Origin of the sequence: uncultured Paraglaciecola sp. (genome assembly GCF_963977085.1) — a bacterium.
Classification (GTDB): domain Bacteria; phylum Pseudomonadota; class Gammaproteobacteria; order Enterobacterales; family Alteromonadaceae; genus Paraglaciecola.
In genome coordinates, this window is the sequence record NZ_CAXBNC010000012.1 from 78,595 (window position 1) to 103,328 (window position 24,734).

Sequence of the window (24,734 nt, forward strand, 5' to 3'; positions counted from 1 at the left end):
CCCGCATTTAGCGAGGCTTCAAGTTTTTTAATATTCTAAATATCAGATTTTAGAATACCATTTTTATTAAGAACGTGAAGTAGTGAAGTCAGGGTAAGCTTCTAAACCACACTCACTCATATCAACACCTTCAAACTCTTCTTCATCTGTTACACGAATACCAATGACGGCTTTAATGATTGCCCAGACTATGAAGCTAGTACCAAACACCCAAACAAAGATAGTAGCCGCACCAATTAACTGACCACTAAATGTCGCAGCATCAGGGTTAGTAACAGGAACAAGTAATAAACCTAATAAACCTACTACACCGTGAACTGAGATAGCGCCAACTGGATCATCAATCTTAGCTTTATCAAGAGCAATGATACTAAACACAACTAAGATGCCACCTAAAGCGCCAAACAAAGTAGCTTGTAGAGGTGAAGGTGTAGAAGGTTCAGCAGTAATTGCAACTAGACCAGCCAAGGCACCATTTAATGCCATAGTAAGGTCTGCTTTCTTAAACAAGATGCGGGCTAGGATAAGCGCAGCAACTAAACCACCAGCCGCGGCAGCGTTAGTATTCATAAATACAACTGCTACACTATTAGCACTTTCAACACTTGCAGTCGCTAAAACAGAACCGCCGTTGAATCCAAACCAGCCCATCCACAAAATGAATGTACCTAAAGTGGCAAGTGGTAAGTTAGAACCTGGAATCGCATGTGCTTTCCCATCAGCAGTATATTTACCTTTACGAGCACCTAGTAGTATTACACCAGCTAAAGCCGCTGAAGCACCAGCCATATGCACAATGCCTGAACCAGCAAAGTCAGAGAATCCAAGGTCACCTAGCGTGTACATACCAAATACTGCTTCTCCACCCCAAGTCCAAGCACCTTCCATTGGATAGATAAAGCCTGTTAGTACAACAGTAAAGGCTAAGAAAGCCCAAAGCTTCATACGCTCAGCAACCGCGCCTGAAACAATAGACATAGCTGTTGCAACAAATACCACCTGGAAGAAAAAGTCAGCAGAAGGAGCGTAAGTTGCAGCATCTTCAGCCACACCTGTTGCGCCATCAGCAGTGATACCACTTAAGAACATGGTAAAATCACCACCGCCGTACATAATTGAATAACCACATACCATGTACATGATGCAAGCAATCGAATACAAGGCAACGTTTTTGGTTAAAATTTCGGTAGTGTTTTTAGCACGAACTAAACCCGCTTCGAGCATAGTAAAACCAGCGGCCATCCACATGACTAGCGCGCCGCATATCAAAAAGTAAAATGTATCTAGGGCGTAGCCCAATTCAAAAGTAATTTCCACGGTTCCTCTCCTAAAATCTAAATGGCTTCGCCATCTGTTTCACCAGTACGAATACGAACGGCATGCTCTAAGTCATACACGAATACTTTACCGTCACCAATTTTGCCGGTTTTAGCTGCGCCAACAATGGCTTCCACTAAACGCTCGACGTGATCATCTTGGACAGCAACTTCAAGTTTCACTTTTGGTAAAAAGTCCACTTGATATTCCGCGCCACGGTATAATTCGGTGTGACCTTTTTGACGACCAAAGCCTTTCACTTCTGTGACAGTCAGACCGTCAATGCCAATTTCGGAGATGGCTTCTCGCACATCATCAAGCTTAAATGGCTTGATGATCGCAGTAACTAATTTCATGGTGTAGCTCCCAGTTTATTGTTATGTGTTGCAAGTAATTGCCAGAACTACAACAAGTCCTATGCCATATTTTTTTACTAATAAAATCAAAGTGTTAAACAGTTGAGAGTGTGAATTGTTACATTTTATTGCGTTTCTTTGGTGCAACCATCAAAAATGGGATCAACTTGGTGCATGCTGCTAAAACAGGCTATTTTAGACGAACACAATCACTCCCCTTGGAAAAAATATCAGTGCGAAATTCTCTATTGTGGTTTATTGTTCCCCCAAAAAATCCAAGGGATAAAAAATGCAATACGACATATCCATTACAGAAAACATTGCTTGCATCACCATAAAGGGCAACCTTAACTCCTTAGATTTGATGTTTATGTTTCAAAGCAAAGATTACATAGAGGTAGTCAATCACTATAAAAAAATTCTAATCGACTACACCAACATTAGCGGCGTTTCGTTAACGGCTGAAGATGCCGTTGCTATTACTATGCTGGGAAAGATGGCCTTGGAAAACCTAGGTAAACTAAACATTGCGGTGGCTGTTAATGAAAACGAACGGGGTGTGTTGGAAAAAGTCACTAAAAGTATATTTTCTGATAGCCAGTCCGAAGTAGTTATTAAAGACGCTAGAGATGAGGCACTAAAAGTACTGAGTTCATTATAAGCTCACCCCTATTGGCTTTAAGTATTATTGCTATTTTGAACTAATCCAATACAGGGTACTCTATAAAATCCTAAACTTTTATCAAGGGCATGCGCGAGCATCAGTGTTTAAAAGAAACAAGTTTCTATTCTTATCAGTTTTTGCGCACCTGATAGTAATATATGTTGTAGCTCAGTCGGTTATGTTTCCTTCAGTATTAGACTCGCCTGCAAAAAAGCCAAACATCATTCAAGCAACCTTAGTATTTGATTTACCCCCTCTCCCAAAAGAATCAGTTGAAGTCATTGAAGATGAAACACCTCAACCCGTTGAGCCACAAAAAAAGGTGCCTGTTGCTGAACCACCTGAAGAGAGTCTAATTGAACCTGTTGTAGAGCCGGAGATACAACTCCCGCCACTCTCATTGCCTAAACCTAAACCCGAAGAAACGCTACCACAAGAAACCGAACTAAATGATAAGGTTACTGACATTATTATTTCTGATAAAGAGACCCTACCTTTAGACAATGCAGAAATGAGCTCTTCCGCATCAAGCATGGTGAGGCGCCATCTAAACAGCTTTCAACAACTGCAACAAAATAGAGTGGCAGAACAAGCTTCGCGGAACTATCAAAATCGTAAAAACTCCCCTGACATAAATAGTGAAGTACAAAACCCTTTTATGACCGAAGATGAAAAGCTCAGAGACAGCTTAAAAGTCCGTGCAGATTGCAGTAGTGCCAGCAAACAAACAACTGCTGTTGTGTTAGGTTTTTTAGGGGCCCAGATTGACTGTTCAAAACCCCCTCCCATCACAGGTTTCATCCAAGACAGGATAAATAAAACATCGCACTTACCCAGTCAACATCAACAAAAAAACAAAAAAAGGCCACAATCTGTAGTAATAAAAAATTAGCTGATGTGTGGGACGTTTTCTCATTCTGCCTAGGTGTATTGCTTAAATTTGAATTCACAATCAAGCCGCATAAGGCCACGACTTCAGGCTAGGCCCTTAACCAAATATTCCCCCAAAAAAACCTTTAAAATTCTCTGCCACTGAGGATTCACCAAAAGTGTTTTTAGGCATTGCAGAGATTTATAATACTAAAGTTGCCAACACACTAAAGAGCCTTTTAGTTTTACTTTAATTATCCATAGCGTGCATAACTTAAACCTATCCCAAAGGTGATCTAGAACAAATCTCACATCCATTTAGAGACACGTAAAATTTACTTCCAACAAATCTAACGATTAAGGAATTAATTACTAGCAAATGAGATTCTAAAAGGATAATACGCAAAATAAAACCTTACTTAACGTGAAAAAATTCGCTTACTTTTTTAATGTGTTACATCTTTGCCGTTTACAGCGGCGAACTACACGATAAGTTGAGAGCGTTTTATGATTAGAATACCTACAAACCCAAAGCAACCACTTAGCCTAATTTATTTAGATGCAAACGCTACGACTCAGGTTTTACCTGAAGCTGCTAAGGCAGCTTTATCAACCATGGAAACACTCTTTGGCAATCCCAGCAGCAGTCATGTAACTGGATTACAGGCAAAACAAATAATTGAAGATACCCGCCAACAAGCTAGACGCGTTATTGGTGCAGGTGACGGTAAAATTATATTTACCAGTGGCGCTACTGAAGGTATTCAAACTGCCATTTTATCGGCGTTATATGATGCGAAAAAAACACTTGATAACAAAAAGAAATATTGCCTTCTGTATGGTGCAACAGAACATAAAGCAGTCCCTGAATCACTCAAACACTGGAACAAAATTCTTGAAATAAACGCTGAGGTAAAAGCCATTCCAGTGAATGAAATGGGTCAACTTGATATGGACTTTATAGCACGAGAAGTACCCAATGCTTTAATGATTTGTACCATGGCTGTTAACAACGAAACCGGAGTTTGCCAAGACATCGATTTACTAGACCAGACCATACGTGCCAATAATAGTCATACCGCATGGATGGTTGATTGTGTGCAAGCATTAGGCAAAACCAATATGGACTTGGCAAAAACCAGTATTGATTATGCGCCATTTAGTGGCCATAAACTTTATGCTCCAAAGGGTGTTGGTTTTATTTACGTCAAAGAAAATACGCCATTTACAGCATTTATTGCCGGTGGCGGCCAAGAAAGTGGATTACGTTCAGGAACTGAAAATTTACCAGGGTTAGCGGCATTAAATGTGATTTTTAGCATGCTAAACGGCGAGACTCAGCACACCTTTACCCCTTTAAACACTCTCCACCTATTTCGCAAGCAAATTGCAGCGGCCTTAACCCTCGCGTTTCCTCACATTGTGTTTAATCATAGTTTCGAAAATTCAGTACCGACAACCATCAATTTTGCGATCCCTGGCTTTAGCTCTAAAGAAATCATGGATCTATTCGACGCAGCGAATATTCGAGTCAGTTCAGGATCGGCTTGTAGCTCAAAAGTCACCAGAAGCTTTGTATTGGACGCTATGGGACTTCCTGTATGGCAAAGTGAATCAGCTATTAGAATGTCTTTTGGACCAGCTATGACTCAACAGGAAGTTGACCTTGCTTGTGATCGAATAGTATTTGCAGCTAAAGCGTTAGGGCAAAGCTGTTTAACCACAGACACAAATATTATCGCCGACAAAACAGAACTAAAAGGTCTTGTACAGTTTAAAGTGGGAGGCAGTTGCAGCTGGTTATATGTGGATAGAAAAACTAAAACAGCCATATTTATAGATCCACTACCCGAGTTAACAGAGCGCCTAAAAATTTTATTGAGCTGCCAAGGCCTTAGCTTAATTGCCGTTATCGACACTCATGGCCATGCCGATCATCCCTCTTGTAGAACAACCCTTGCAAATGACTATTTACCCCAGCAACAAACAGATTTTCTAGGATGGCCAGTTAATTCAAAAACAAACAACATTAACGGTAAAAGTTACCCTTACATTAACTTAGGCGACAAATGGTTAGTAAAAGTAAACACGCCAGGACATACCAGCGACAGTATGAGTCTATTACTTTGTGATCCAGTTAAAGCATCAACAGAAGAATTGGTTGTTCATTATGCATTTTGCGGAGATTTAATTTTAATGGACAGTCTCGGCAGAACAAATTTTTCAACCAGTTGTGCAGCGGCAATGTATACCAGTTTACAGCTTTTGAATTCCCTTATTGGCCCACAAAGCCTTATTTGTCCAAGCCATGATTATAATAATGAGTTCACCACCAGTATTTCAGCAGAAGTATCTCGTAACTCATTACTTGCACAAGTTATAGCAAATGAAATAAATATTGAAAAATTCTCCGTTCAGAAAAGAATCATGGATACACATATTGTCGACCAATCAGGTAGTGAAATTATGTGTGGTGCCTTACTAGGATCATGCCAACAAAATTCGGCCCATGAATATACTAGTCGCAGTTTGGCTAAGGCCTTAGAACAACCTAATAATATTAAGTTAATTGATCTTCGTGAGCCTCACGAATACGCATTACAACACGATGAAAATTTCGAAAACAATGTACCACTGACTCGACTAGTCGATTTTGTTCAGCAGCATCAGCATAATAAACAACAACCACTAGTATTGGTTTGTCGAAGTGGAAGCCGTTCACAATTAGCGGCTCAAGCATTGCTCCGCTTAGGGTTTGAACAGGTAGGGCATTTGAAAGGTGGCTATGCCTTACATCAATATTAAATCTCTACTATAAAGCCACGGTGAGTCTGCTGGCGACAGATTTAAAGTCACTTACAAATCTAATTATTAGTATCACTAAGAGTTGTTTAAATGTTGATTGTGTTAATTGGAGCAAGCTTTATTGGCCTGAGCCTAGGTATTTTAGGATCAGGCGGTGCAATATTAACGGTACCGATGCTAATTTATGGTTTGGGTTATTCTGAAAAAGTAGCGATAGCCAGTGCTTTGGTTATTGTTGGTACTATCAGTGCGACAACAGCTTTAATAGGGATAAAGCGAAAAATGGTCAATTGGACACTGGTCATATATTTTGGTGGTCCCAGTATGATCAGCGCCTACATTGGAGCTTGGGGTAGCAACTTTGTTTCAGGCTCAACACAGGTAATAGTATTGGCAATGGTAATGCTTACGGCTGCATGGAAAATATTTCGAACTTTGCAGGTACAACCGACTAACAAACTGAATCGATTGTTAACCGTATTGCAAGGTATTGGTGTTGGATTACTGACTGGATTTGTTGGTGTTGGAGGTGGTTTTTTAATTGTTCCTGCCCTAGTTTTATTGGGAGGAATAGTAATGAGTCAAGCCATCTTTACTAGTTTGCTAATAATAGCAATCAATTCAGGATCGGGATTTATTAAATATCACGCTATTCTTCAAGAAAATAATCAGCTATTAGATTGGCCCACAATTATCCTAATATCACTTATAGGTATTGCGGGCAGTGTAATAGGTCAATATTTTGCGATGAAATTACCTCAGCAAAAAATCAAAAATGCTTTTGGCGTATTTTTAACCATAATGGCAATCTTCATATTTAGTCAAAATTACTGATTAAGATTTGCCAACTCTTAACCAAAAACCCGCTCCCACAAACTTTTCGGTTTATCTGGCACAGTAGACTCGCCCAAACACTTTTTAGGCACCGGAGGTAAAGCATCAGTGATGGCAGGCTCACTATTAGGTGTAAGTTCAACCTGCTTTGTTGTTGTGAAAAGAGACTAGAGATTACACTTTCTTACCCAACCAACTGAGTCGATAAGTGATTAAAAACTCTTCTATATCGCAAATTAATTCAAGTTAACTAGACCATTTACTTACTTAATAAATCTACAAACATATTCGTTACTTTCTCTCTGTCAACTTCAAATACAACATTAACTAGTTGTTCACCCAGCTCCGGATTGCGACCTTCAGGCCAAGTTATGATAGAACCGTAATTAGGACCTTGGTTGATATCAATACTGATGTACATCTTAGCTGTTACAGAAATTATGTCGGGTTCCAGAAAAATTGCTGACTCAACTTCATCCCATAACTGAAATCCCGGCTGGGCGAAACGAGTTACATAATTTGCAACAGGCGTCTTAGAGCTCTTGATTGTTTCTAGCATTTCAGGTGAGCTAAATAACCCCACAGAAGTATCATCACTAACTAACGTAAGTTTTTGCCAAGGACTGTGATGAACTATCCAAGCGGCTTCCGGATCCCAAGCCTGATTAAATGTTGTACGTGGTGCGTAGGCAACCTGACTAGTAAAGACGCCATGCTCTGCAGAAAGATCTAGGTTGAAATACCCTCCTAACATTATTACTTCTTTAACCCGTGAAGCAAAACTTGGGTCTAAGCGTTGGGCCAATGCCAGATTCGTTAGTGGACCCATGCTTATAATAGTAATTTCACCGGGGTATAGTCGAGTTTGCTCAATTAGAAACTGGGCTGCGTGACTTGAATAAGGCTTTAATTTCGGAGCGCCTTCTGGAAAGTCAGGGATAACATCAGCTTCATGAAAGTCAGCTCTAACCATATGGTCATTGGCTGGCCATTTCTCTGTCCAAGCTCCTTTGTAGCCTGGTTTTCCGTACAAAGCATCACGGCGTATGGCCATTTTTTTATTGTTGATTAAAGGGTATGTGGCACCTGCCGCAACGGGAATTTCGGTTCGCTCCACCAGTTCAAGCATACGTAAGGTACGTGACGTTTCTTCTGCCTGCCAACCGTCACCACTTACTATGGTAATTCCCAACAACTCAACTTCAGGTGAATTCATTATCATCAAAATTGGTTGAAATCCAGGGCCTTCAAAGGCGTCTTGATCAACTATAACTTTAGCTTTGTTGGCCAAAGCTGTCCCACTGGTAATGGCTACACCTGATAGTAGACCTACCAAAATAAATGCAGTATTGAGTATTTGTTTGTAACTAGATTGATAAACCATTGTGTTCCACTATTTGAGTATTTGTACAGGCAACGCAACAATTAGACCATTGAAGAATATAGTATTAAGTGTCTGTTTATTAAGTGATTTTATGTGAAGGTTTACTTCAAACTTTTAGATTACATTCACCACTATTGACCATTTAGTCAATATTAGTATTGTTTTGGTGCATATCCCGTACTTATTTAGAATAATAATAATTACGAATTCAATTAAGCTACTACATTAAATTCTACGCAATCAAAATGCCAACCTAAATTTAGAGACGATGGGACTGCCCCGTTTTAGACCATATACAATGAAGTTACAGAATAGAATTAAATGATTACTTATATTCTTGATTTCATTCAGACAAATTCTTTTGCCATGTAATATTTCCAGAGACTATTAGTTAATAACAACACTGAAAGAGTTTTAGAAAGCTTAGTCGTTACTTTTGTTATCACCGTTTATATGCTCACGCCTGGGATTCACTGCACTCTCTGCTATATTCTGCCTCACTTTGCGTATTCTGCTCTTAACCAAAAATCCGCTCCCACAAACTTTTTGGTTTATCTGGTACAGTGGACTCGCCCAAACACTTTTTAGGCACCGGTGGTAAAGCATCAGTGATGGCAGGCACACTATAGGTGTCGGTACACCCGGCTTTACTTAAATGTCCGGTTGCATTATCAAAATGCGCAATGCCCAAGCCTTCAGGGAAACGTCGCACCAAAGACTTCGGCTCTTGTTGTTGCTGATATGCGATAAACAACTGCATTGCCCCACTTGCACCGCTTAAATTAACAGGCTGGTTGTTATCTTTGCCAATCCAGCTAGTGACTAAAATATTTTTGTCAAAACCACTAAACCAACTATCGCGATAATCGTCAGTGGTCCCAGTTTTTCCTGCCATATTAATATCAGGAAAGGTTGTGCGAATGGCTTTTGCAGTACCTTCCAATGTGACCTTGTGCAAAGCATAATTCAGTAAATAAGTAGCCTGCTCGTCTACTCGCTGCTCTTCAGCTACATCAAAGTTCCACAATAAGTTGTTATCTGGCGACATAATGGCGGTAATAGCATGCAAAGGTATATAACGACCATTATTGGCAATGGTTTGATACATCTGATTCACCTGTAATGGTGAAAAGTTAACTGCCCCCAAAGTGAGAGCGGGATACAACTCGAGTTCTTCTTCTACCCCTAAGCGCCAGATCGTATCGGCAATACTCCCCAAGCCTAGGTTCATACCCAATGTAACAGTGGGCACATTTAATGACCGACTCAAAGCGGTTAATAAAGGCACTTCTCCTCGGAATTTTTTATCTGAGTTTTGTGGCTCCCACATCTTGCCATAGGTGCTTTTGAGTTTTATGGGTTCGTCTTTTAGATGAGTGGCTAAATTATAGTCTGCGGCCTGCTCTAGTGCTGTAAGGTAGATAGCGGGTTTGATCAAAGAGCCAATAGAGCGTTTAGCATCCAGCGCCCGATTAAAACCAGCATAATCAGTATTGCGCCCCCCTACAATCGAACGAATTTCTCCAGAATCAATATCGGTCACTATCATGGCTGCTTCAAATCCGCTCTTGCCTAGTCTTTTTTCCTGTACTGCGACGCCTTTTGAAACAGCACGCTCGGCCTTGACCTGAGCGTTCGAATCTAAAGTAGTAAACACTTTTAAGCCTGACTGGCGAATATCTGGATTATCTAACACCAGCCTCAGCTCGCGGCGTACTTGATCCATAAAGGCCGGATGTTTGTCTTTTTTCAAGCTGGCGCCAGTAGCAAGTTTTATAGGCAACTTAACTAAGTCTTGATATTCGTTGGGTGTTAATTGATTATTTTCAAACATCAAACGTAATACTATGTTGCGTCTTTCTATCACTCGCTCAGCATATTTACGTGGGTTGTAATAGGAAGGTCCTTTGATTATCCCCACTAAGGTTGCAATTTCGTCGATGCTTAACTCGTTCAAAGGGCGATCGTAATAAAAATAACTGGCTAAACCAAAACCATAAACGCCAGTGTCACCGTTTTGACCTAAAAACACTTCGTTTAAATAGGCCTCTAAGATCACATCCTTGCTATATCTAATTTCTATGATAAGTGCCATCAGCGCTTCTTTAGCTTTACGTACTAAAGATTTTTCACGGGTTAAAAACAGATTTTTCACGAGTTGCTGGGTTAATGTGCTGCCGCCCTGAACGGTGCGCCCCGCAGAAATATTGGCCATTAACGCCCGTAAGATCGAAAGTGGTGCTACCCCAAAGTGCTGATAAAAATCTTTATCCTCTACAGCCACTAAGGCTTGAGTCAAAATAGCCGGAACATTGTTAATTTGCACTAACATACGGTCTTCTCTACCGCTACTGACTAAGCGAGTCACAAGCCATGGCTCTAGAGAAATATTGGTGATTGCGTAACCACTACTTAAATCTTGGATTTGCTCTATACGTTGATTTTTGATGGTTATCTCAACGTAGCGCAAATCCTCCGAGCCATGAGAAAAATCAAACTGACGCCTTTGAATACGGATACGATTACCCAAGACTTGGTATTCACCAGAACTGTCAGCACGAGCAAGTTTTCGATAGCCCAATAGTTGTAATTCTTCTTCAATTTCTTTGATGCTTATTTCTTGTTTTACCCTCAAAAACATCGGTCGAGCATAAATTTGAGCGGGCACTTGCCATTTATTGCCTGCAAATTTAGCGCTTATTTGGGCATCTAGGTATACCCCATAAGCACCTATCACTAAGATAAAAATGAACAATAACTTAGCCCAATGGCGAACAACCCAACGGAAGGGATTGAGCCTTTTCCAAATTGAGACCTTTGACGCGGACTTAGATGTAGACTTCGCAGCTGCTGTTTTTGTTGCTTTACGTTTATCTGCGGGAATTTTACTCATTATTGACTGCTCATTCTTTTTTTAGTGCGCGTTGTGGCTTGGGCATTGGCCGGATCATCTGGCCAGTAGTGTCGAGGATAACGGCCTTTCATTTCTTTTTGTACCTCTTTGTAGCTGCCTTGCCAAAATCTCGGCAAATCTTGAGTGGTTTGTATGGGTCGGCCAGCAGGAGAGAGTAACTCAACAGTAACGGGAAATTGCTGCTGCGCTACAGATGGGTGTATTTTCCAGCCATAAAGTTCAGGCATACGTACCGATAAGGTCACGGTTTTATCAGAGGAATAAGTTAACTGCCCGCTTCTGCCACTAGGTAAGGCTAATCGCTTAGGAAATTCTTTGTTCAAATATTGTTGTTGTGCGTAGTCTAATTCACTCGATAGTTGTTGCAGAAAATGACATTGAGACAATTGTTGCCAAGTTAAGCTATCGACCAAATAGGGCATAAGCCAGCGATCAATAGAATTGAGTAATCCAGCTTCACTAAAATCAGGGAAGGCCATTGCTCCAGAAAAACCTGCTGCAAGTTGTACCCTAAAGATAAGTTGTTGCACCTCTTCATTGAATGGCAGACTTGCCATACCTTTTTCACGAATGACATCTTGCCAAATAGCAAGAATATGCTGCTGGGAAGGTCTTTTGATTGGCTGTTTATCAATGACAATCCTACCCAAGGTCTTTTGCAGTTCTGAGACTATTCTGTGATTTTTATCATCCCAGTGCACCCGCTCTTTTTTCTCAACCAAATAATCAAAATACTGCTCAATTTGTGACAGCGTTATCGACTCAGCATAAAGGATTTGTGCATTATCTTGTTGTCTATCACTGGTTTGCATAGTTGCGATTGCCAACCAACTTTGGGTGGTTAACGCGTCGTCATGATACAACACCGCACCACTTCCATTAACGAGCTGATATCGTTCATCTTTTCTTTGCTTTGCTAACCATTGTGGATACCCATAACCTACCAACACAGCCGTATCCTCGATTGGCCAAGCTAAAAGTTTAGATGCCAATTTTGAATGCCACTGGCGGATCGTTTGCCAAATAACATGATTCTTTTGCTGTAATACAAAATGCAATCTTGCCGACAAACTTGCTCCATTGTTTGTCCTGGCCATGGGATCTTTATTTTCAATTAATGCAGCTAAAGCACAGGCCATACTGAGGTGTTCTTGACTCATCTTGGCGCTTTTAATTAGCATCACAGCGATGCTAGGGTGGCAGCCCAAAGCATGGGCTTTGCGACCTAATGCTGTGAGGGTTTTGTGGTCATCGAATAATTCAAGCTGACGTAAAAGAGCAAAACCTTGGGATAACTGCGCATCATTGGGATGGTCCAACAATGCTAGATCCTTAACATCCGCCCCCCAAACGGCACTTTCTAAAATAAAACTGCTCATATCACTCTGCAGGATCTCAGGTGTACTTTGTTTGCTTAGGCGATCCTGTTGCTCTTTACTCCACAAACGGTAACAGGTACCCGCCGTTAAACGCCCAGCTCGACCAGCCCGTTGCGTAGCAGAGGCTTGAGATATTTTTTGGTTTTGTAGGTGTGTGATACCGCGATTTAGCTGAAAATTGGCTTTCTTCTCAATACCACTATCGATAACCATTTCAATTCCTTCAATGGTTAAACTAGTTTCAGCGATATTAGTGGCTAAGACAATTTTTCGTTTCCCGTGAGGGTGGGGCAATAACGCTCGCTGCTGTTCATTTTTGGACAATTCAGAGAACAACTTTAAGACTTCCACCTCAGCTTCAAAGTGTTGACTTAGACGTATTGCGGTTTTATTGATATCAAAGGCTCCGGGTAGAAACACCAAACAGTCATGCTGATGTTTAGGAAACACTTGTATAACCAGGCGACTCACTTTTTCAAACAAAGGTAAGTTCGAATTGTCTGGCTGATAAACAATCTCTACTGGGTAACTTTTACCTTCTGACTCTAACAATTTTGCTGCGGGTAATAATTGTTGTAGGGCTGCGACATCAAGTGTGGCTGACATCACTAACAAACGTAGATCCTCTCGCAGTGCTTGTTGTACCTCTAGACACAACGCAAGAGAAAAATCGGCATGTACACTGCGTTCATGGAATTCATCAAATATGACTAAACCTACATCAGGTAATTCAGGTTGGTTTTGCAACATTCGAGTTAGGATACCTTCGGTGACTATCTCAATACGTGTGTTAGCGCTTACTTTAACTTCACCTCTAATTCGGTAACCTATAGTTTCCCCAACAGGTTCACCTAATTGGCTTGACAGATAGGCGGCAATATTTCGAACAGCAATACGCCTAGGTTGTAATAAGATGATTTTTTTATCTTTAAATACAGTTAATTTGAGCAATGACAATGGCAGGCAGGTAGACTTTCCCGCGCCGGGAGGCGCCACAACAATGGCATCACCGTCAATCAGTTGTTTGTGAAGCGATGCTAGAATATGTTCAACAGGTAACAAATGAAATCTCTTTGCAGTTAAGGTGACTACGCACAAGTGCGTAAAATATCTATTCAAGATGATAACAAACATAAGGGGTAGCAGTATGCGGGCATTTTTGGGTTTAGCACCACACGCCGAGACTAAATTGGCCATTGAAGATTGGCGTAATAAAGCCTTTCCCGGTTTACATGCTCCAGTTCCTAAAGCAAACTTTCATATCACTTTGGCATTTTTGGGTAATGTATCCATTGAACAACTGGTTGCAATAAAGCAACTCATTGACAAAATGCCCAGAATATCAGCCTTTGACGTTTCACTCACGCATCTGGGTTATTGGTCAAAACCTAAGGCGTTTTGGTTAGGCTGCCGACAAACCGCTAACGAACACCTAACACTTGCCAAGCAAGTTCATCAAATAGCCAAAAAGTCTGGCCTGCAACTTCAGCAACAAGAATACGTGGCGCATTTGACCTTAGCGAGAAAATGCAAAATTAAACCGCCCGCCCCACTTGTGCCTGCAAATTTCCATTGGCATGTAGATCAGTTTCATTTGTTTGAATCAAAATCCAGTTCCCAAGGTGTGTATTACCCCATTCTAGAATCTTGGCACTTAGATGCAGACATTGAGAAGAAACCGTCACATCAGGTTAACTAGTTCATTTTAGATTTTGAGAGACTGCTATTCACCTCAAATTTCCACTTCTTAATCCCATTCAATTGCCATCAATTTCTGTTGATAGCCGCTGTATTTAAATCAGTCCATTAAATGCCAAAGAAGTATTTAGACCACCAAAGGCAAATGAGTTACTTAATGCAGCGGTTACCGATGCAGGCCTAGGGCAGTTGATGACATAATCCAAGTCACATGCAGGGTCTGGCCCCAAGTAATGTCGGGTAGCGGGCAGAGTTTGTTTTGTTAAGGCTAAAATTGTGGCTATTGCTTCTATTGCCGCACCTGCACCAAGCACATGTCCATGCTGAGATTTTGTTGATGAAACGGATAAACGTCTAGCGTGCTCGCCAAACACCCGGTGGATTGCTTGGGTTTCAGTGAGATCGTTTTGTTTTGTTCCAGAGCCATGGGCGTTAATATATTGAATGTCTTCAGGTGACATTTTTGCATCTTCTAGGCATGCCTGCATTGATGAGGTCGCGCCATTTACATGGGGTTGCACCAAATTATGAGCATCTGAGCTCATCCCTATACCCGATAACTCAGCGATCCCCTGAGCCCCTCGCGAGAGACAATGTTGCTCAGACTCTAAAATAAGCGTGCCGGCACCTTCGCCAATGATAAGACCTGAACGACCTTTAGAGAAAGGTCGGCATAAGTCAGGGGATAATACTCGCAAACCTTCCCAAGCTAGAAAGTTGCCTTCTGTAATACAAGCTTCAGCGCCACCAACAATGGCAATATCTATCAGATTGGATCGTATCATCATCGCCGCCATGGCTATGGCGTGACCGGCCGAGGCGCAGGCCGATGTAGTTGCAAATGCAGGGCCTGTAATGCCGTATTTCATGGAGATTTGGCTTGCGGCTGCACAGGGTATTAGTTTTGGCACCGTAAAGGGGTGAACACGAGATTTGCCTTCCAAATGCAGTTGCTTGTAAGATTCTTCTATCGTGGTTTGGCCACCCACACCACTGCCATATACAACGGCGGCTCGTGTACCAAATGAGTATAAGTCACCAAGCTTGGCTAGTTTAATAGCTTCTGCTGTGGCAATTAACGCAAATTGACTATAACGATCTAATTGTTTTAACTCCAAGGCACTAAAATGTGAAGCAGGGGCATAATTCTTAACTTCAGCGGCCACTTTCGTCACCACTTTTTTAGATGTAAACAAACTTATTTCAGTGGGATCTGAGGCGCACTCTTTTGCGAAAAGAGCCTGTTCAAGCTCGATACAATCCATTCCCAGCGACGAAACACAGCCCATTCCTGTCACTATCACTCTCGTCATGGGTTAGGCTTTCTGTTCAAGTAAGGTTGTAATCAGTTCTTCAATATCTTTGACTTTACTCATTGAGAGATTCATTTCTTCCAAGGTCGCTTCGTCAGGAATTTTTATGTCAAACATTTCTTCTAGGTCAAAAATAATTTCAACTAGAGATAGGCTATCGATGCCAAGGTTTTCCAGGTCATCTTCATCATTAATTTCATTCTCAGATAGTTTTGAATATTCAAGCAAGATTGCTCTGATTTGGGTCCTACATTGGCTCATGTTGTGACTTCCTTTTAAAGGTTGTTCTTAAGTATGGCGTGAAAATAGTGAGCACCAGGAACAATACTGCCACTAACAAAAAAAGCCTTGGGTAACGCTGATAGATGGTATTTTCGGTAATTGGCGTAACTCTCACAATTTTAACATTAGCATCATGTAACTTCAGCATACTGTTAGGATCAAATACTCCTTTGTGGTTAATAAGTCCGGAAATGCCGTTGTTTGTGACTCTTACTAATGGCCTTTGATATTCTACTGCTCGAAAAAGGGAAAGGGCCAAATGTACCTTTTTACCAGCCAAATCGGCAAACCATGCATCGTTTACCACATTTAACAAGACACTTCCCCCTGCCGCGACCCCCTGTCCAACTAAACCTGAAAATACTGCTTCGTAACAGATAAGGGGGACAACCGAGGTGCTAATTTGTTGGTTATCTATCTCGATATAAGGACTGTTAGTTCCCGGATTATAATTGGGCGTATTCGGAAATATATCACGTAACCAAGGTAACTCCTGCTCGAATGGAAGATACTCTGCAAAGGGCACTAAACGCTGTTTGTGATAGCTTGTTTGTAAACGTTGATGGCTGATGTGTTCGACGGAATTATAATACTGAGTTGCCTTTTCTAATGACGAGCTCTGTCCATCAAAACTAATGCTAGTAGATAAAACGTCGGCAATTTCAGACCAATTATTCATACTAAGTCGGTCTGATGAATAGTTTTGATATGAAATAGGTACCGGCACTTCAGGCAGCACTATTAAGTCGATAGGAATGTGCTGTGCTTTTGCTTGTTCAATAAGTTGATTTATTTTTTCTTGTGCTGCCGGCCAATCTTCGCGGCTGCGCTCATCAATACCAATATTAGGTTGAACGATAGCGACATTTAATGTTTGTTTAGATGACGTTTCGATTGGGCTTTTTTGCAACTGTACGTGACCGTACCAGCCGTTGGCGACACAAATGGCTACAGCAAGAAGCACAGCATGCATTGCTCCCCGTATTTTATATTTTTGCAGATATAGGGCGTGAGCAAAAAGTGCATTGACGATATGAATGACAAAAAAAACTAATGGCACTCCCCCAATTGCGGCTAACTGAATGAGTGAAGGCTGGATGTACAAACTATGGGCCAAGTTTCCCGGTAAAAGTTGTGGCGTATAGTTAACCAATAAAGTAAGGACTGTCGCAAACTTTAACGCACCTAGGATACTGCGCTGCCATTGAAAACGACAATACAACCAACTAGACAGGGCGTAAGGCAGAGCAGAATAGATACAAAAACAAAATATGATCGGCAGTATTGTGCTGGGATGACTTTGGCTGATCTTCGCTACACCTTCAACTGACCACCATATGCTCACCATCCAACCAAACAATGCGGCTAACAATCCGATAAAAAAAGCATGTCTTGGTTTGGCGCTTTGCATTGCCAATAAGGCAGGAACTATGGCAATCCATGCAAAGTATGGCAGATCAGCACCTGGGAATGACAAATAGAAAAATAAAACAGTGAGTGACACTAGCATAAGATCTTTTTGCTCATGCCAGAAATTTACTGTAGTAGGCCCCGTCTCCTTAACTTGCTCTAGAGACATTACTTCTTCCGACGGAAAACCAGGAATGCTAAAAACACCAACAAGGTAATATTCAGTAGTGGTGAGATAAATGGAACTGAAGATCCACTTCCTCCATCTCCAGCGCCTCCACCACCCGCACCACCCGCCACAACATTTAGCGACAGCAAAAATAATAGTAAGCCAAGTAAAATGGTATTAAATGATCTCATTCTTTTCCTTTGGTATGAGGAGTTTAAAAGTTATTAAAAATAACGCTATCGCGTAAACAAAATTAACACCTTGCCAAAGATACAAATGGTAAAAATCAAAGCTTGGTGAATTATTGACCACTAGATAATACAAGTGACTAATACGAACGACGTTTTCCAATTGCACAAATACAATGATAATGACGACGCCAGTGATTTTTTTTTGCCAATTTATGGGCAATACAAATAGGATGGCTGACAAGGTTGCTATTAAACTAAAACCAGTACATTGATGATCAATAACAACATACCGTTCCGTTAAACCACCCCAAATTTGATTGTATTCAATCACCACATTGGCATCAACAAAACGTAACAAGGTACCAACAATATTTGCTATTCCTACTTGTGTCATTGTCCCATGACTAATCCACCAAGCCAGTGCCTGAAACAGAATAAGAAACAAGACTAGAGGGACAAATCTAGTAATTGAGGTCAATTCGCGAAAGAGATAGGTCATGTCGGTAAATTGGTGGGCTGAACTCTAAATAGCTTATTCGTTTGATCCATTTTCTATCTTTAAGGCATACAAATATGAATTGCCAAGTTTGTCATTTCAATAAAATTAAAGACGAAATATACCGGAATTTAAGTAGAAATATACTAATTTTAATAGCGATGCATTTTGTGGCGTTTCAGAAACAATTCTTAATCCCCATGCTCAGTAGAGGGCACCCAAAAAATCTAACTGGTACATAGGCTATATGCCATCAATTCTAGTTAAGCGGGTGCGGGAGCGTTGCAAGGCATGACTTGTCTTCAACTTTACTGTTTTTTAGTTTGTTAGCTTGGCTAATCGCCCTGACATTTTTACTAGATACAATTGCCTTGTAATTCTTCGTAGATATTAGCTAACATTCCGGTTAATTCACTTAAGAAAACCTAAGATCTAAATCAAAAAATCGACAGCAAACCAGGTATTAATTTGCGGTGTTTTTACCATTGATTCTGACATAGCAATAATTGTTCTTTACGGCCTTGTCTGTCACGAGCAACAATAGGGGTTAAGTTACCGCAAATATGTCGAAGAATATGCAGCAAACATTTAGATTAGTTATCGATTGTCCAGATCAAGTAGGCTTAGTCGCAGCCGTCAGTCAGTTTTTAGCCAAACAAAATGCCACTATTGTAGAGGCGAATCATCATACTGATCAGCAAACTGGGCGCTTTTTTATGCGCCACGAGATAAAAGCTGAATCCATCAATATGAGTATGGACAGTGTCAAACAGGCGTTTGAACCTATTGCAAAAAAATTCCAAATGAATTGGAAGATTGCTGATTCTCACAAAAAGCAAAAAGTAGTGATGCTGGCTAGTCACGAGTCTCATTGTTTAATGGATATTTTGCATCGTTGGCATAGCGGAGAATTACAATGTGATATTCCTTGTATCATTGCGAATCATCCACAAATGAAACAATTTGCAGACTGGCACAACATTCCCTTTCATTGGGTCGACTTTAAAGATCAACCAAAAGAAAAAGCCTTCGCAGAAGTTGAAAAACTAATCGAAGCCTATGATGCAGATTTGACTGTACTAGCTAGATTTATGCAGATTATTCCTGATCACCTTTGCAAAAAGTTAGCAGGTAAAGCTATCAATATTCATCATAGTTTTTTACCTTCATTTGCGGGTGCTAAACCCTATTTACAAGCCTATAATCGTGGCGTTAAATTAATAGGTGCAACTTGCCATTATGTGACGAGTGACTTAGACGAAGGGCCGATAATAGAACAAGAAGTGATGCGTATCAGTCATAGCGATACCTCTGCAGATATGGTGCGTAAAGGTAAAAACTGTGAAAAAACAGCGCTAGCTAATGGTGTACGTTACCATTTAGAAGACCGCGTTATCATTCACAAAAATAAAACTGTGGTGTTTGCATAGGGATGACAATCTATTTAATCCGCCACGGCCAAACTAATGGCAACAGGGATAGAATTGTACAGACGCCTGATACACCACTTTCAGACTTGGGGCATCAACAAGCCAAACAACTAGCACAGCGGTTTCGCGATATTCCAATAAGCCATATACTATGTAGTGACTATATTAGAACCCAACAAACCGTCGCCCCGCTTCTGGCCTTAAAACAATCTACTTTCTCCTTACAGCCTTTACTCAGAGAGCGAAGTTTTGGTGATTTACGAGGTAGGGCTTATGACGAGATTGACGCTGACTTTTTTTCTGAAGGGTACTCCCCGCCCAATGGTGAAACCCATCCGCAATTTATTGAACGAGTCAATCTTGCATGGGAAGCTATATTAACAAGCTATCAGAACACCCAAGATAGCCTCTCCCAGGGCAGCCTCATTGTAATGACTCATGGCTTAGTGCTACGGGAGTTAATCAATCACCATTTGATAATTAATAATGGCATTTCGCCCCTGTCAGACTTTCAAAATACCTGTATAACTGAAGTAGATGGAGCAGATAAAAAAACAATCCTAAGGTTATGTGATGCACACCATTTAGACGACCAAAGTGTGCTTGGAGCAATAGTGTAAATTAGGAGCCTTGCTAACCTAAAAATACCCATTATAACTTAAACCAATTTTGTTATTGGTGGCACCATTTTCAAATAATCTACCTGAATCGTCAGAAGCACTCCATTTTTGGCTAGACGCTGACCATTCCCAATAATGATTATTCGCAAACCCATTAATACGGGTGTTGAGTAACCACTCAGTATTTTTAGGTAAATTAAATTCAGTCCCTTGAGTTGTTTTAAATTCAGTTTGGGATTGTGCCACTAGTCCAAATCCAATACTGACACTGTGATTAAATTGATATCTAGGGACAAAAGCAAACTCTACGACGGAAATTTTTTGACTAAAGACTCCCCAAGAATGTCTGCCTTTGGCATAACCCACAGCCATTTCAACCACAATATTTTCAGTCAAAGGTTGATGAAAAGCGGCTAAGTATTCTTTCTGTTTGCAGCCTCTAAATTTTATTGAAGACTTTGCAACTGTAAATTCGATATTTTGCGGAGTCCAAGTTTTCAACCAGTTCAAAGTGGTTGCAAGTGCATCTGAACTAGCACAACAATGACTAGAGACCAGTAAACATGTGGCGAGTAAAACTGATTTCATCTGAGGTGCTCAACTTGGGTTTCAACATACAGTTACTTTACCTAATATAGGTATAATTACCGTATACCTAAAGCTCATTTAGTATCAGAAAATATACCTCAAATAAGGCAATAAACAAAAACAATGGGCGCTTCTTCCCCTTGTACTTTGATACCAGAACTTTACACTCCTATGCTCGTTAGAATAATGCTAACGAAAACAATCAAAATTATAAAAATTATCAGGCAGGAAATAATGAAAACTAAACTAGCAGCGCTATTGAGTAGTGCGGTGATAGTTGCATTAAGTGCATGTAGCGAAAATCCCAGCATTCACTCGGAAACAACAAAAACCGTACCCGAAAAACAAATAGAACAACATAATCCACTATTAGCAGAATATACCGGCCCATATGGTGGCGTACCTGCTTTTGATAAAATGGACTTAGCAGATCTTAAGCCTGCTTTAGAAAAAGGCATGGCCCTCAAACTGGCCGAAATCGAAGCGATAGTCAACAATCCTGAATCCGCTAACTTTGAAAACATCATAGTGGCATTAGAGAAATCTGGCAGTGATTTAAGCAGAGTATTTAGATATTGGGGGGTTTGGAGTTCAAATAATAACAGCCCTGAATTTCGAGCTATCCAAAAAGAAATGGTCCCAAAAATCTCTGCCTTTAATTCTAGTATCACAGGTAATGAAAAGCTTTTTGCTAAAGTCAAAGCTGTTTATCAAAGTGAAGAATTAAAGGGTTTAACAAGGGAAGAACAGCGAGTCACATGGCTTACTTATAATAGTTTTGCTCGTAATGGTGCCACGTTGGAAGGAGAAGCCAAGGCGCGTTATGCAGCAATCAATCAAGAAGTCGCAGGTTTACAAACTCGTTTTGCCAACAACATACTCGCCGACGAAGAAAATTACGTATTGTTTTTAAATGAGGAACAGTTATCAGGACTATCCGAATCGTTGATTTCGGCTGCAGCTAACGCAGCAAAAGCCTTAGGTAAAGAAGGACAATATGCAATCACTAACTCACGTTCATCTATGGATCCGTTTTTGACCTACTCTGACGAGCGAGCGCTCAGAGAAAAAGTATGGAAAACTTATTACAGTCGCGCCAATAATGGCGATGAATATGACAATAACGCACTCATCAAACAAATCCTGACTTTACGCGACGAGCGTGTTGCCTTGTTGGGTTACGATAATTACTCACAGTGGCGCTTAGCAGACCGAATGGCAAAAAATCCAGAAAACGCTATGGATTTGATGAAAAAAGTATGGCCAGCAGCCATTGCCCGTGTCGATGAAGAAGTGGCAGATATGCAAGCAATGGCTGACGCAGAAGGCGCTAACTTTAAAATCGCTCCTTGGGATTATCGCTATTACGCCGAGAAAGTCCGTAAAGACAAATACTCACTTGATTCTGATGAAGTGAAACAATATTTACAGTTAGATAATTTACGGGAAGCTATGTTTTATGTGGCAGGCCGTTTATTTAACTTTGATTTTAGCCCAGTTCCAGAAGGTTCGGTGCCAGTTTTTCATGAAGACGTAAAAGTGTGGGAGGTCAAAGACAAAAACACAGGCGCTCATATTGGGCTTTGGTACCTAGACCCATTCGGTCGCAAAGGCAAACGCTCAGGCGCTTGGGCTACTACCTACCGCAGTCATACAACATTTGATGGCAAAAAAACGGTGCTTTCTTCTAACAATTCTAACTTTGTTAAAGGTTCAGAAGGCGAACCGACTCTGATTTCTTGGGACGATGCAGAAACTTATTTCCACGAATTTGGTCATGCCTTGCATTTTCTATCTGCCACAGTCGCGTATCCAACATCACATTCTGGAGTGCGAGATTACACTGAATTTCAATCGCAATTATTAGAGCGCTGGTTAACCACAGACGAAGTCATCAATAACTACCTAGTTCACTACAAAACAGGAGAACCTATCCCAGCTGATTTGGTCGCTAAAATTAAAAAAGCCGCCACTTTTAACGAAGGTTTTAAAACAACTGAATATATGGCTTCTGCCATTATGGACTTGTTATACCACACTACAGATCCTGCCAAAATCGAGCCACAGGCTTTCGAAAAAGAGCAGTTAACCGCTCTTGGCATGCCTGAAGAAGTGGTCATGCGCCATCGCAGTACTCAGTTTGGCCACGTATTTTCAAGTGAAGGTTATTCATCTGGTTATTATGGTTATATGTGGGCAGAAGTACTGACTTCCGATGCAGCCGAAGCCTTTGCTGAAGCACCCGGTGGTTTCTATGATAAAGAAGTGAGCAAAAAGTTAGTCGATCACTTGTTTTCTATCCGTAATGCTGTGGATCCTGCAGAAGCTTATCGTTTATTCCGTGGACGTGATGCTAAAGTTGAAGCGTTAATGCGAGATAGAGGGTTTCCAGTTACCCAATAACGACTAAGAGAATTGCTCTAGTGATCCCATTTACACAAAAACATATGTGTAAATGGGGTCGAATAGTTATGGAGAGTGAGTGTTTGGAACATATTTATTCAGCGGCAATCTGCTTTAATGCCTGCTCAAATATTTCTGTAGGTTGACCACCACTGATCAAGTGTTTGTCATTTACTATCACTGCAGGCACCGAACTGATCCCAGCTGATTGATAATGTTGCTGCTGTTTTCTTACTTCAGCAGTGTATTGCTCAGAATCCAAAATCTGTTGGGCTTGTGCCGCATCAAGACCAATACTTTCGACAACAGATAACAACTGCTGATGATCACTTGGATTGCCACTTTGCTGAAAATACAAATTAAACAACGCCAACTTTAACTCGGTTTGTTTGCCTAACTCATGCGCCCAATGTAATAGACGGTGTGCATCAAAGGTATTATAAATACGACCACCACCACGATTGCCAAATTCATAACCTACTGAAAGGCCGCGCTCCTTAATTGCCGTTCGGTTTTGCTCCGCTTGCTCCTCGCTGATGCCATACTTCTGTGTAATATGCTCAGTAATTTCCTGCCCTTCTTTTGGCATCTGTGGATTAAGCTCAAAGGGCTGCCAAGTAATATCAGCTTGGATACCTGGCGCTAAATTAGATAAAGCCTGATTGAGTGCTTGATAGCCAATAATGCACCAAGGGCAAGATACGTCAGAGACGATGTCGATTTTTAATTGCGTAGTCATAACTTTCCATTTTTGATTAAGTCCTTACAGGACAGTTAATTTATGTCTATTATTTCAAGCTTAGCGCTTGATAATGCTCTACTACAGGAAAGGGTTTATAAAAGTGGTGTAACAAGGCTTTCCACTTTTGATAGTCTGCAGATTGTCGAAAACCAATGGTGTGATCGTCTAGTGTTTGCCACTTAACTAACAAAAGATAACGACCATCAGTTTCAATACACTTTTGTAACTCATGACTAATGTAGCCTTTCTGCGTAATAATGAGATTCTGTGCTTGTCGAAAAGCTTGCTCAAATTCTTGCTGCCTATCTGAAATAACATCTAATACGGCCAGTTCGGTTATCACGTATTTTTTCCATGTTTATGGGGTGAAAAACACAATAAACAAAAGCCTAAAAGATGCAAAAACCCCTCCAATAGAATGGCAATTAAAAAACCACATAAGACTCCCCAGATCAGAGCTTGAGGGTCGATGAGGATCATGTAGCTATACTGTTCCATAGTTTGTTGAATAATTTGCTTGTCGGGCGTGGTGACCACATGAAGTACTCGCCATAATGCCTGTTGTTGCAGAGTCTGCGCTTCTAGCTGAAGCTTTGCTACACGTTCAGAGATAAAACGAATATTACGAGCATCATTATTAAAAACAGGATCATCACTGCTCTCATAATGCTTAACCAGATCTTCAACACTACCATTAAAATAACGATCAGCCGTTTGTTGGAATCCAGCCAAAATCTGTAACGCCTCTGATAAGTGTGCATCGATGCGTTTTTCATATTGATCAACTACAGCTGGGACCTGAATGCCAATCAGTAATCCACTGCAAAAAAGTATAAGCCGTAAGTACTCTATACAAAATTTTATCATTT

General features: G+C 40.8%; 22 protein-coding genes. 8 read left to right on the forward strand and 14 right to left on the reverse strand.

The genetic code is table 11. From position 1 onward, the window contains the following. Positions 1-66: 66 nt before the first annotated feature. Positions 67-1,317: an ammonium transporter gene (locus AAC000_RS14470; RefSeq protein WP_339723514.1), complete on the reverse strand. Its 1,251-nt coding sequence runs from the start codon at positions 1,315-1,317 to the stop codon at positions 67-69. A 17-nt stretch (positions 1,318-1,334) separates the two neighbouring features. Further along, positions 1,335-1,673, reverse strand: coding sequence for a P-II family nitrogen regulator (glnK, locus tag AAC000_RS14475; RefSeq protein ID WP_007622553.1), 339 nt, complete (start codon positions 1,671-1,673; stop codon positions 1,335-1,337). A gap of 289 nt (positions 1,674-1,962) precedes the next feature. Between glnK and AAC000_RS14480 the strand changes: the two genes are divergently transcribed. The 4 genes from AAC000_RS14480 (at position 1,963) to AAC000_RS14495 (ending at position 6,846) form a co-directional block, all read left to right on the forward strand. Continuing rightward, a complete protein-coding gene (locus AAC000_RS14480; protein WP_339723517.1) occupies positions 1,963-2,334 on the forward strand; it encodes a hypothetical protein in 372 nt (123 codons plus the stop codon). A gap of 181 nt (positions 2,335-2,515) precedes the next feature. Next, complete coding sequence (locus tag AAC000_RS14485) at positions 2,516-3,229, forward strand: hypothetical protein (RefSeq protein WP_339723518.1); 714 nt, start codon at positions 2,516-2,518, stop codon at positions 3,227-3,229. Between the two features lie 485 nt (positions 3,230-3,714). Further along, entirely contained in the window at positions 3,715-6,012 is a 2,298-nt protein-coding gene (locus tag AAC000_RS14490; protein ID WP_339723519.1) for an aminotransferase class V-fold PLP-dependent enzyme, read from the forward strand. A gap of 90 nt (positions 6,013-6,102) precedes the next feature. Beyond that, positions 6,103-6,846: a sulfite exporter TauE/SafE family protein gene (locus AAC000_RS14495; protein ID WP_339723520.1), complete on the forward strand. Its 744-nt coding sequence runs from the start codon at positions 6,103-6,105 to the stop codon at positions 6,844-6,846. Positions 6,847-7,105: 259 nt separating this feature from the next. Here AAC000_RS14495 and AAC000_RS14500 read toward each other — a convergent pair whose 3' ends face one another. The 3 genes from AAC000_RS14500 to hrpB form a co-directional block, all read right to left on the reverse strand. Continuing rightward, positions 7,106-8,230, reverse strand: a complete 1,125-nt coding sequence (locus AAC000_RS14500) for a nucleoside hydrolase (protein ID WP_339723521.1) — start codon at positions 8,228-8,230, stop codon at positions 7,106-7,108. Between the two features lie 517 nt (positions 8,231-8,747). Continuing rightward, positions 8,748-11,123 (reverse strand): penicillin-binding protein 1B, encoded by a 2,376-nt coding sequence (gene mrcB / locus AAC000_RS14505; RefSeq protein ID WP_339723522.1) that lies wholly within the window; start codon positions 11,121-11,123, stop codon positions 8,748-8,750. Continuing rightward, positions 11,123-13,585 (reverse strand): ATP-dependent helicase HrpB, encoded by a 2,463-nt coding sequence (gene hrpB / locus AAC000_RS14510; RefSeq protein ID WP_339723523.1) that lies wholly within the window; start codon positions 13,583-13,585, stop codon positions 11,123-11,125. The genes mrcB and hrpB overlap by 1 nt, the downstream gene beginning before the upstream one ends. Positions 13,586-13,670: 85 nt before the next feature. Between hrpB and thpR the strand changes: the two genes are divergently transcribed. Next, a complete protein-coding gene (thpR, locus tag AAC000_RS14515; protein WP_339723525.1) occupies positions 13,671-14,222 on the forward strand; it encodes an RNA 2',3'-cyclic phosphodiesterase in 552 nt (183 codons plus the stop codon). Positions 14,223-14,316: 94 nt separating this feature from the next. On the opposite strand, the gene AAC000_RS14520 is transcribed toward thpR, so the two are convergent. From AAC000_RS14520 to AAC000_RS14540, 5 genes are read right to left on the reverse strand one after another with little or no spacing between them, the layout of a single operon-like run. Beyond that, positions 14,317-15,534, reverse strand: coding sequence for a beta-ketoacyl-[acyl-carrier-protein] synthase family protein (locus AAC000_RS14520; protein WP_339723526.1), 1,218 nt, complete (start codon positions 15,532-15,534; stop codon positions 14,317-14,319). Positions 15,535-15,537: 3 nt separating this feature from the next. Then, complete coding sequence (locus AAC000_RS14525) at positions 15,538-15,795, reverse strand: acyl carrier protein (RefSeq protein WP_339723528.1); 258 nt, start codon at positions 15,793-15,795, stop codon at positions 15,538-15,540. Continuing rightward, positions 15,782-17,395, reverse strand: a complete 1,614-nt coding sequence (gene lnt, locus AAC000_RS14530; RefSeq protein WP_339723529.1) for an apolipoprotein N-acyltransferase — start codon at positions 17,393-17,395, stop codon at positions 15,782-15,784. Before lnt ends, AAC000_RS14525 begins: the two co-directional genes overlap by 14 nt. Then, positions 17,395-17,586 (reverse strand): hypothetical protein, encoded by a 192-nt coding sequence (locus AAC000_RS14535; RefSeq protein ID WP_339723531.1) that lies wholly within the window; start codon positions 17,584-17,586, stop codon positions 17,395-17,397. Before AAC000_RS14535 ends, lnt begins: the two co-directional genes overlap by 1 nt. Continuing rightward, complete coding sequence (locus tag AAC000_RS14540; protein ID WP_339723532.1) at positions 17,573-17,980, reverse strand: hypothetical protein; 408 nt, start codon at positions 17,978-17,980, stop codon at positions 17,573-17,575. The genes AAC000_RS14535 and AAC000_RS14540 overlap by 14 nt, the downstream gene beginning before the upstream one ends. 677 nt (positions 17,981-18,657) lie before the next feature. On the opposite strand from AAC000_RS14540, the gene purU reads away from it, so the two are divergent. Continuing rightward, positions 18,658-19,512, forward strand: a complete 855-nt coding sequence (gene purU / locus AAC000_RS14545; RefSeq protein WP_339723601.1) for a formyltetrahydrofolate deformylase — start codon at positions 18,658-18,660, stop codon at positions 19,510-19,512. A gap of 2 nt (positions 19,513-19,514) precedes the next feature. Beyond that, positions 19,515-20,132 carry a histidine phosphatase family protein gene (locus AAC000_RS14550; RefSeq protein WP_339723534.1) on the forward strand — a complete coding sequence of 206 codons (618 nt, stop codon included), beginning with the start codon at positions 19,515-19,517 and terminating at the stop codon, positions 20,130-20,132. 18 nt (positions 20,133-20,150) lie between these two features. Here AAC000_RS14550 and AAC000_RS14555 read toward each other — a convergent pair whose 3' ends face one another. Beyond that, the gene (locus tag AAC000_RS14555; protein WP_339723535.1) at positions 20,151-20,720 is read right to left on the reverse strand and encodes a hypothetical protein; all 570 of its coding nucleotides are present in this window, start codon (positions 20,718-20,720) and stop codon (positions 20,151-20,153) included. Positions 20,721-20,954: 234 nt separating this feature from the next. Here AAC000_RS14555 and AAC000_RS14560 point away from each other — a divergent pair, with 234 nt between their 5' ends. Further along, the gene (locus tag AAC000_RS14560; protein WP_339723536.1) at positions 20,955-23,123 is read left to right on the forward strand and encodes a M3 family metallopeptidase; all 2,169 of its coding nucleotides are present in this window, start codon (positions 20,955-20,957) and stop codon (positions 23,121-23,123) included. A 94-nt stretch (positions 23,124-23,217) separates the two neighbouring features. On the opposite strand, the gene AAC000_RS14565 is transcribed toward AAC000_RS14560, so the two are convergent. From AAC000_RS14565 to AAC000_RS14575, 3 genes are read right to left on the reverse strand one after another with little or no spacing between them, the layout of a single operon-like run. Then, positions 23,218-23,862: a DsbA family oxidoreductase gene (locus AAC000_RS14565; RefSeq protein ID WP_339723538.1), complete on the reverse strand. Its 645-nt coding sequence runs from the start codon at positions 23,860-23,862 to the stop codon at positions 23,218-23,220. 49 nt (positions 23,863-23,911) lie between these two features. Next, positions 23,912-24,208, reverse strand: coding sequence for an antibiotic biosynthesis monooxygenase (locus tag AAC000_RS14570; RefSeq protein ID WP_339723540.1), 297 nt, complete (start codon positions 24,206-24,208; stop codon positions 23,912-23,914). Further along, the gene (locus AAC000_RS14575) at positions 24,205-24,732 is read right to left on the reverse strand and encodes a DUF2937 family protein (protein WP_339723542.1); all 528 of its coding nucleotides are present in this window, start codon (positions 24,730-24,732) and stop codon (positions 24,205-24,207) included. Before AAC000_RS14575 ends, AAC000_RS14570 begins: the two co-directional genes overlap by 4 nt. Between the last annotated feature and the right edge of the window lie 2 nt (positions 24,733-24,734).

Bases quoted from the DNA above. Each gene is read 5' to 3' on its own strand.
- glnK (WP_007622553.1), bottom strand. From the start codon at position 1,673: ATGAAATTAGTTACTGCGATCATCAAGCCATTTAAGCTTGATGATGTG.
- AAC000_RS14480 (WP_339723517.1), top strand. From the start codon at position 1,963: ATGCAATACGACATATCCATTACAGAAAACATTGCTTGCATCACCATA.
- AAC000_RS14485 (WP_339723518.1), top strand. From the start codon at position 2,516: ATGTTTCCTTCAGTATTAGACTCGCCTGCAAAAAAGCCAAACATCATT.
- AAC000_RS14490 (WP_339723519.1), top strand. From the start codon at position 3,715: ATGATTAGAATACCTACAAACCCAAAGCAACCACTTAGCCTAATTTAT.
- AAC000_RS14495 (WP_339723520.1), top strand. From the start codon at position 6,103: ATGTTGATTGTGTTAATTGGAGCAAGCTTTATTGGCCTGAGCCTAGGT.
- AAC000_RS14500 (WP_339723521.1), bottom strand. From the start codon at position 8,230: ATGGTTTATCAATCTAGTTACAAACAAATACTCAATACTGCATTTATT.
- mrcB (WP_339723522.1), bottom strand. From the start codon at position 11,123: ATGAGTAAAATTCCCGCAGATAAACGTAAAGCAACAAAAACAGCAGCT.
- thpR (WP_339723525.1), top strand. From the start codon at position 13,671: ATGCGGGCATTTTTGGGTTTAGCACCACACGCCGAGACTAAATTGGCC.
- AAC000_RS14520 (WP_339723526.1), bottom strand. From the start codon at position 15,534: ATGACGAGAGTGATAGTGACAGGAATGGGCTGTGTTTCGTCGCTGGGA.
- AAC000_RS14525 (WP_339723528.1), bottom strand. From the start codon at position 15,795: ATGAGCCAATGTAGGACCCAAATCAGAGCAATCTTGCTTGAATATTCA.
- lnt (WP_339723529.1), bottom strand. From the start codon at position 17,395: ATGTCTCTAGAGCAAGTTAAGGAGACGGGGCCTACTACAGTAAATTTC.
- AAC000_RS14535 (WP_339723531.1), bottom strand. From the start codon at position 17,586: ATGAGATCATTTAATACCATTTTACTTGGCTTACTATTATTTTTGCTG.
- AAC000_RS14540 (WP_339723532.1), bottom strand. From the start codon at position 17,980: ATGACACAAGTAGGAATAGCAAATATTGTTGGTACCTTGTTACGTTTT.
- purU (WP_339723601.1), top strand. From the start codon at position 18,658: ATGCAGCAAACATTTAGATTAGTTATCGATTGTCCAGATCAAGTAGGC.
- AAC000_RS14550 (WP_339723534.1), top strand. From the start codon at position 19,515: ATGACAATCTATTTAATCCGCCACGGCCAAACTAATGGCAACAGGGAT.
- AAC000_RS14555 (WP_339723535.1), bottom strand. From the start codon at position 20,720: ATGAAATCAGTTTTACTCGCCACATGTTTACTGGTCTCTAGTCATTGT.
- AAC000_RS14560 (WP_339723536.1), top strand. From the start codon at position 20,955: ATGAAAACTAAACTAGCAGCGCTATTGAGTAGTGCGGTGATAGTTGCA.
- AAC000_RS14565 (WP_339723538.1), bottom strand. From the start codon at position 23,862: ATGACTACGCAATTAAAAATCGACATCGTCTCTGACGTATCTTGCCCT.
- AAC000_RS14575 (WP_339723542.1), bottom strand. From the start codon at position 24,732: ATGATAAAATTTTGTATAGAGTACTTACGGCTTATACTTTTTTGCAGT.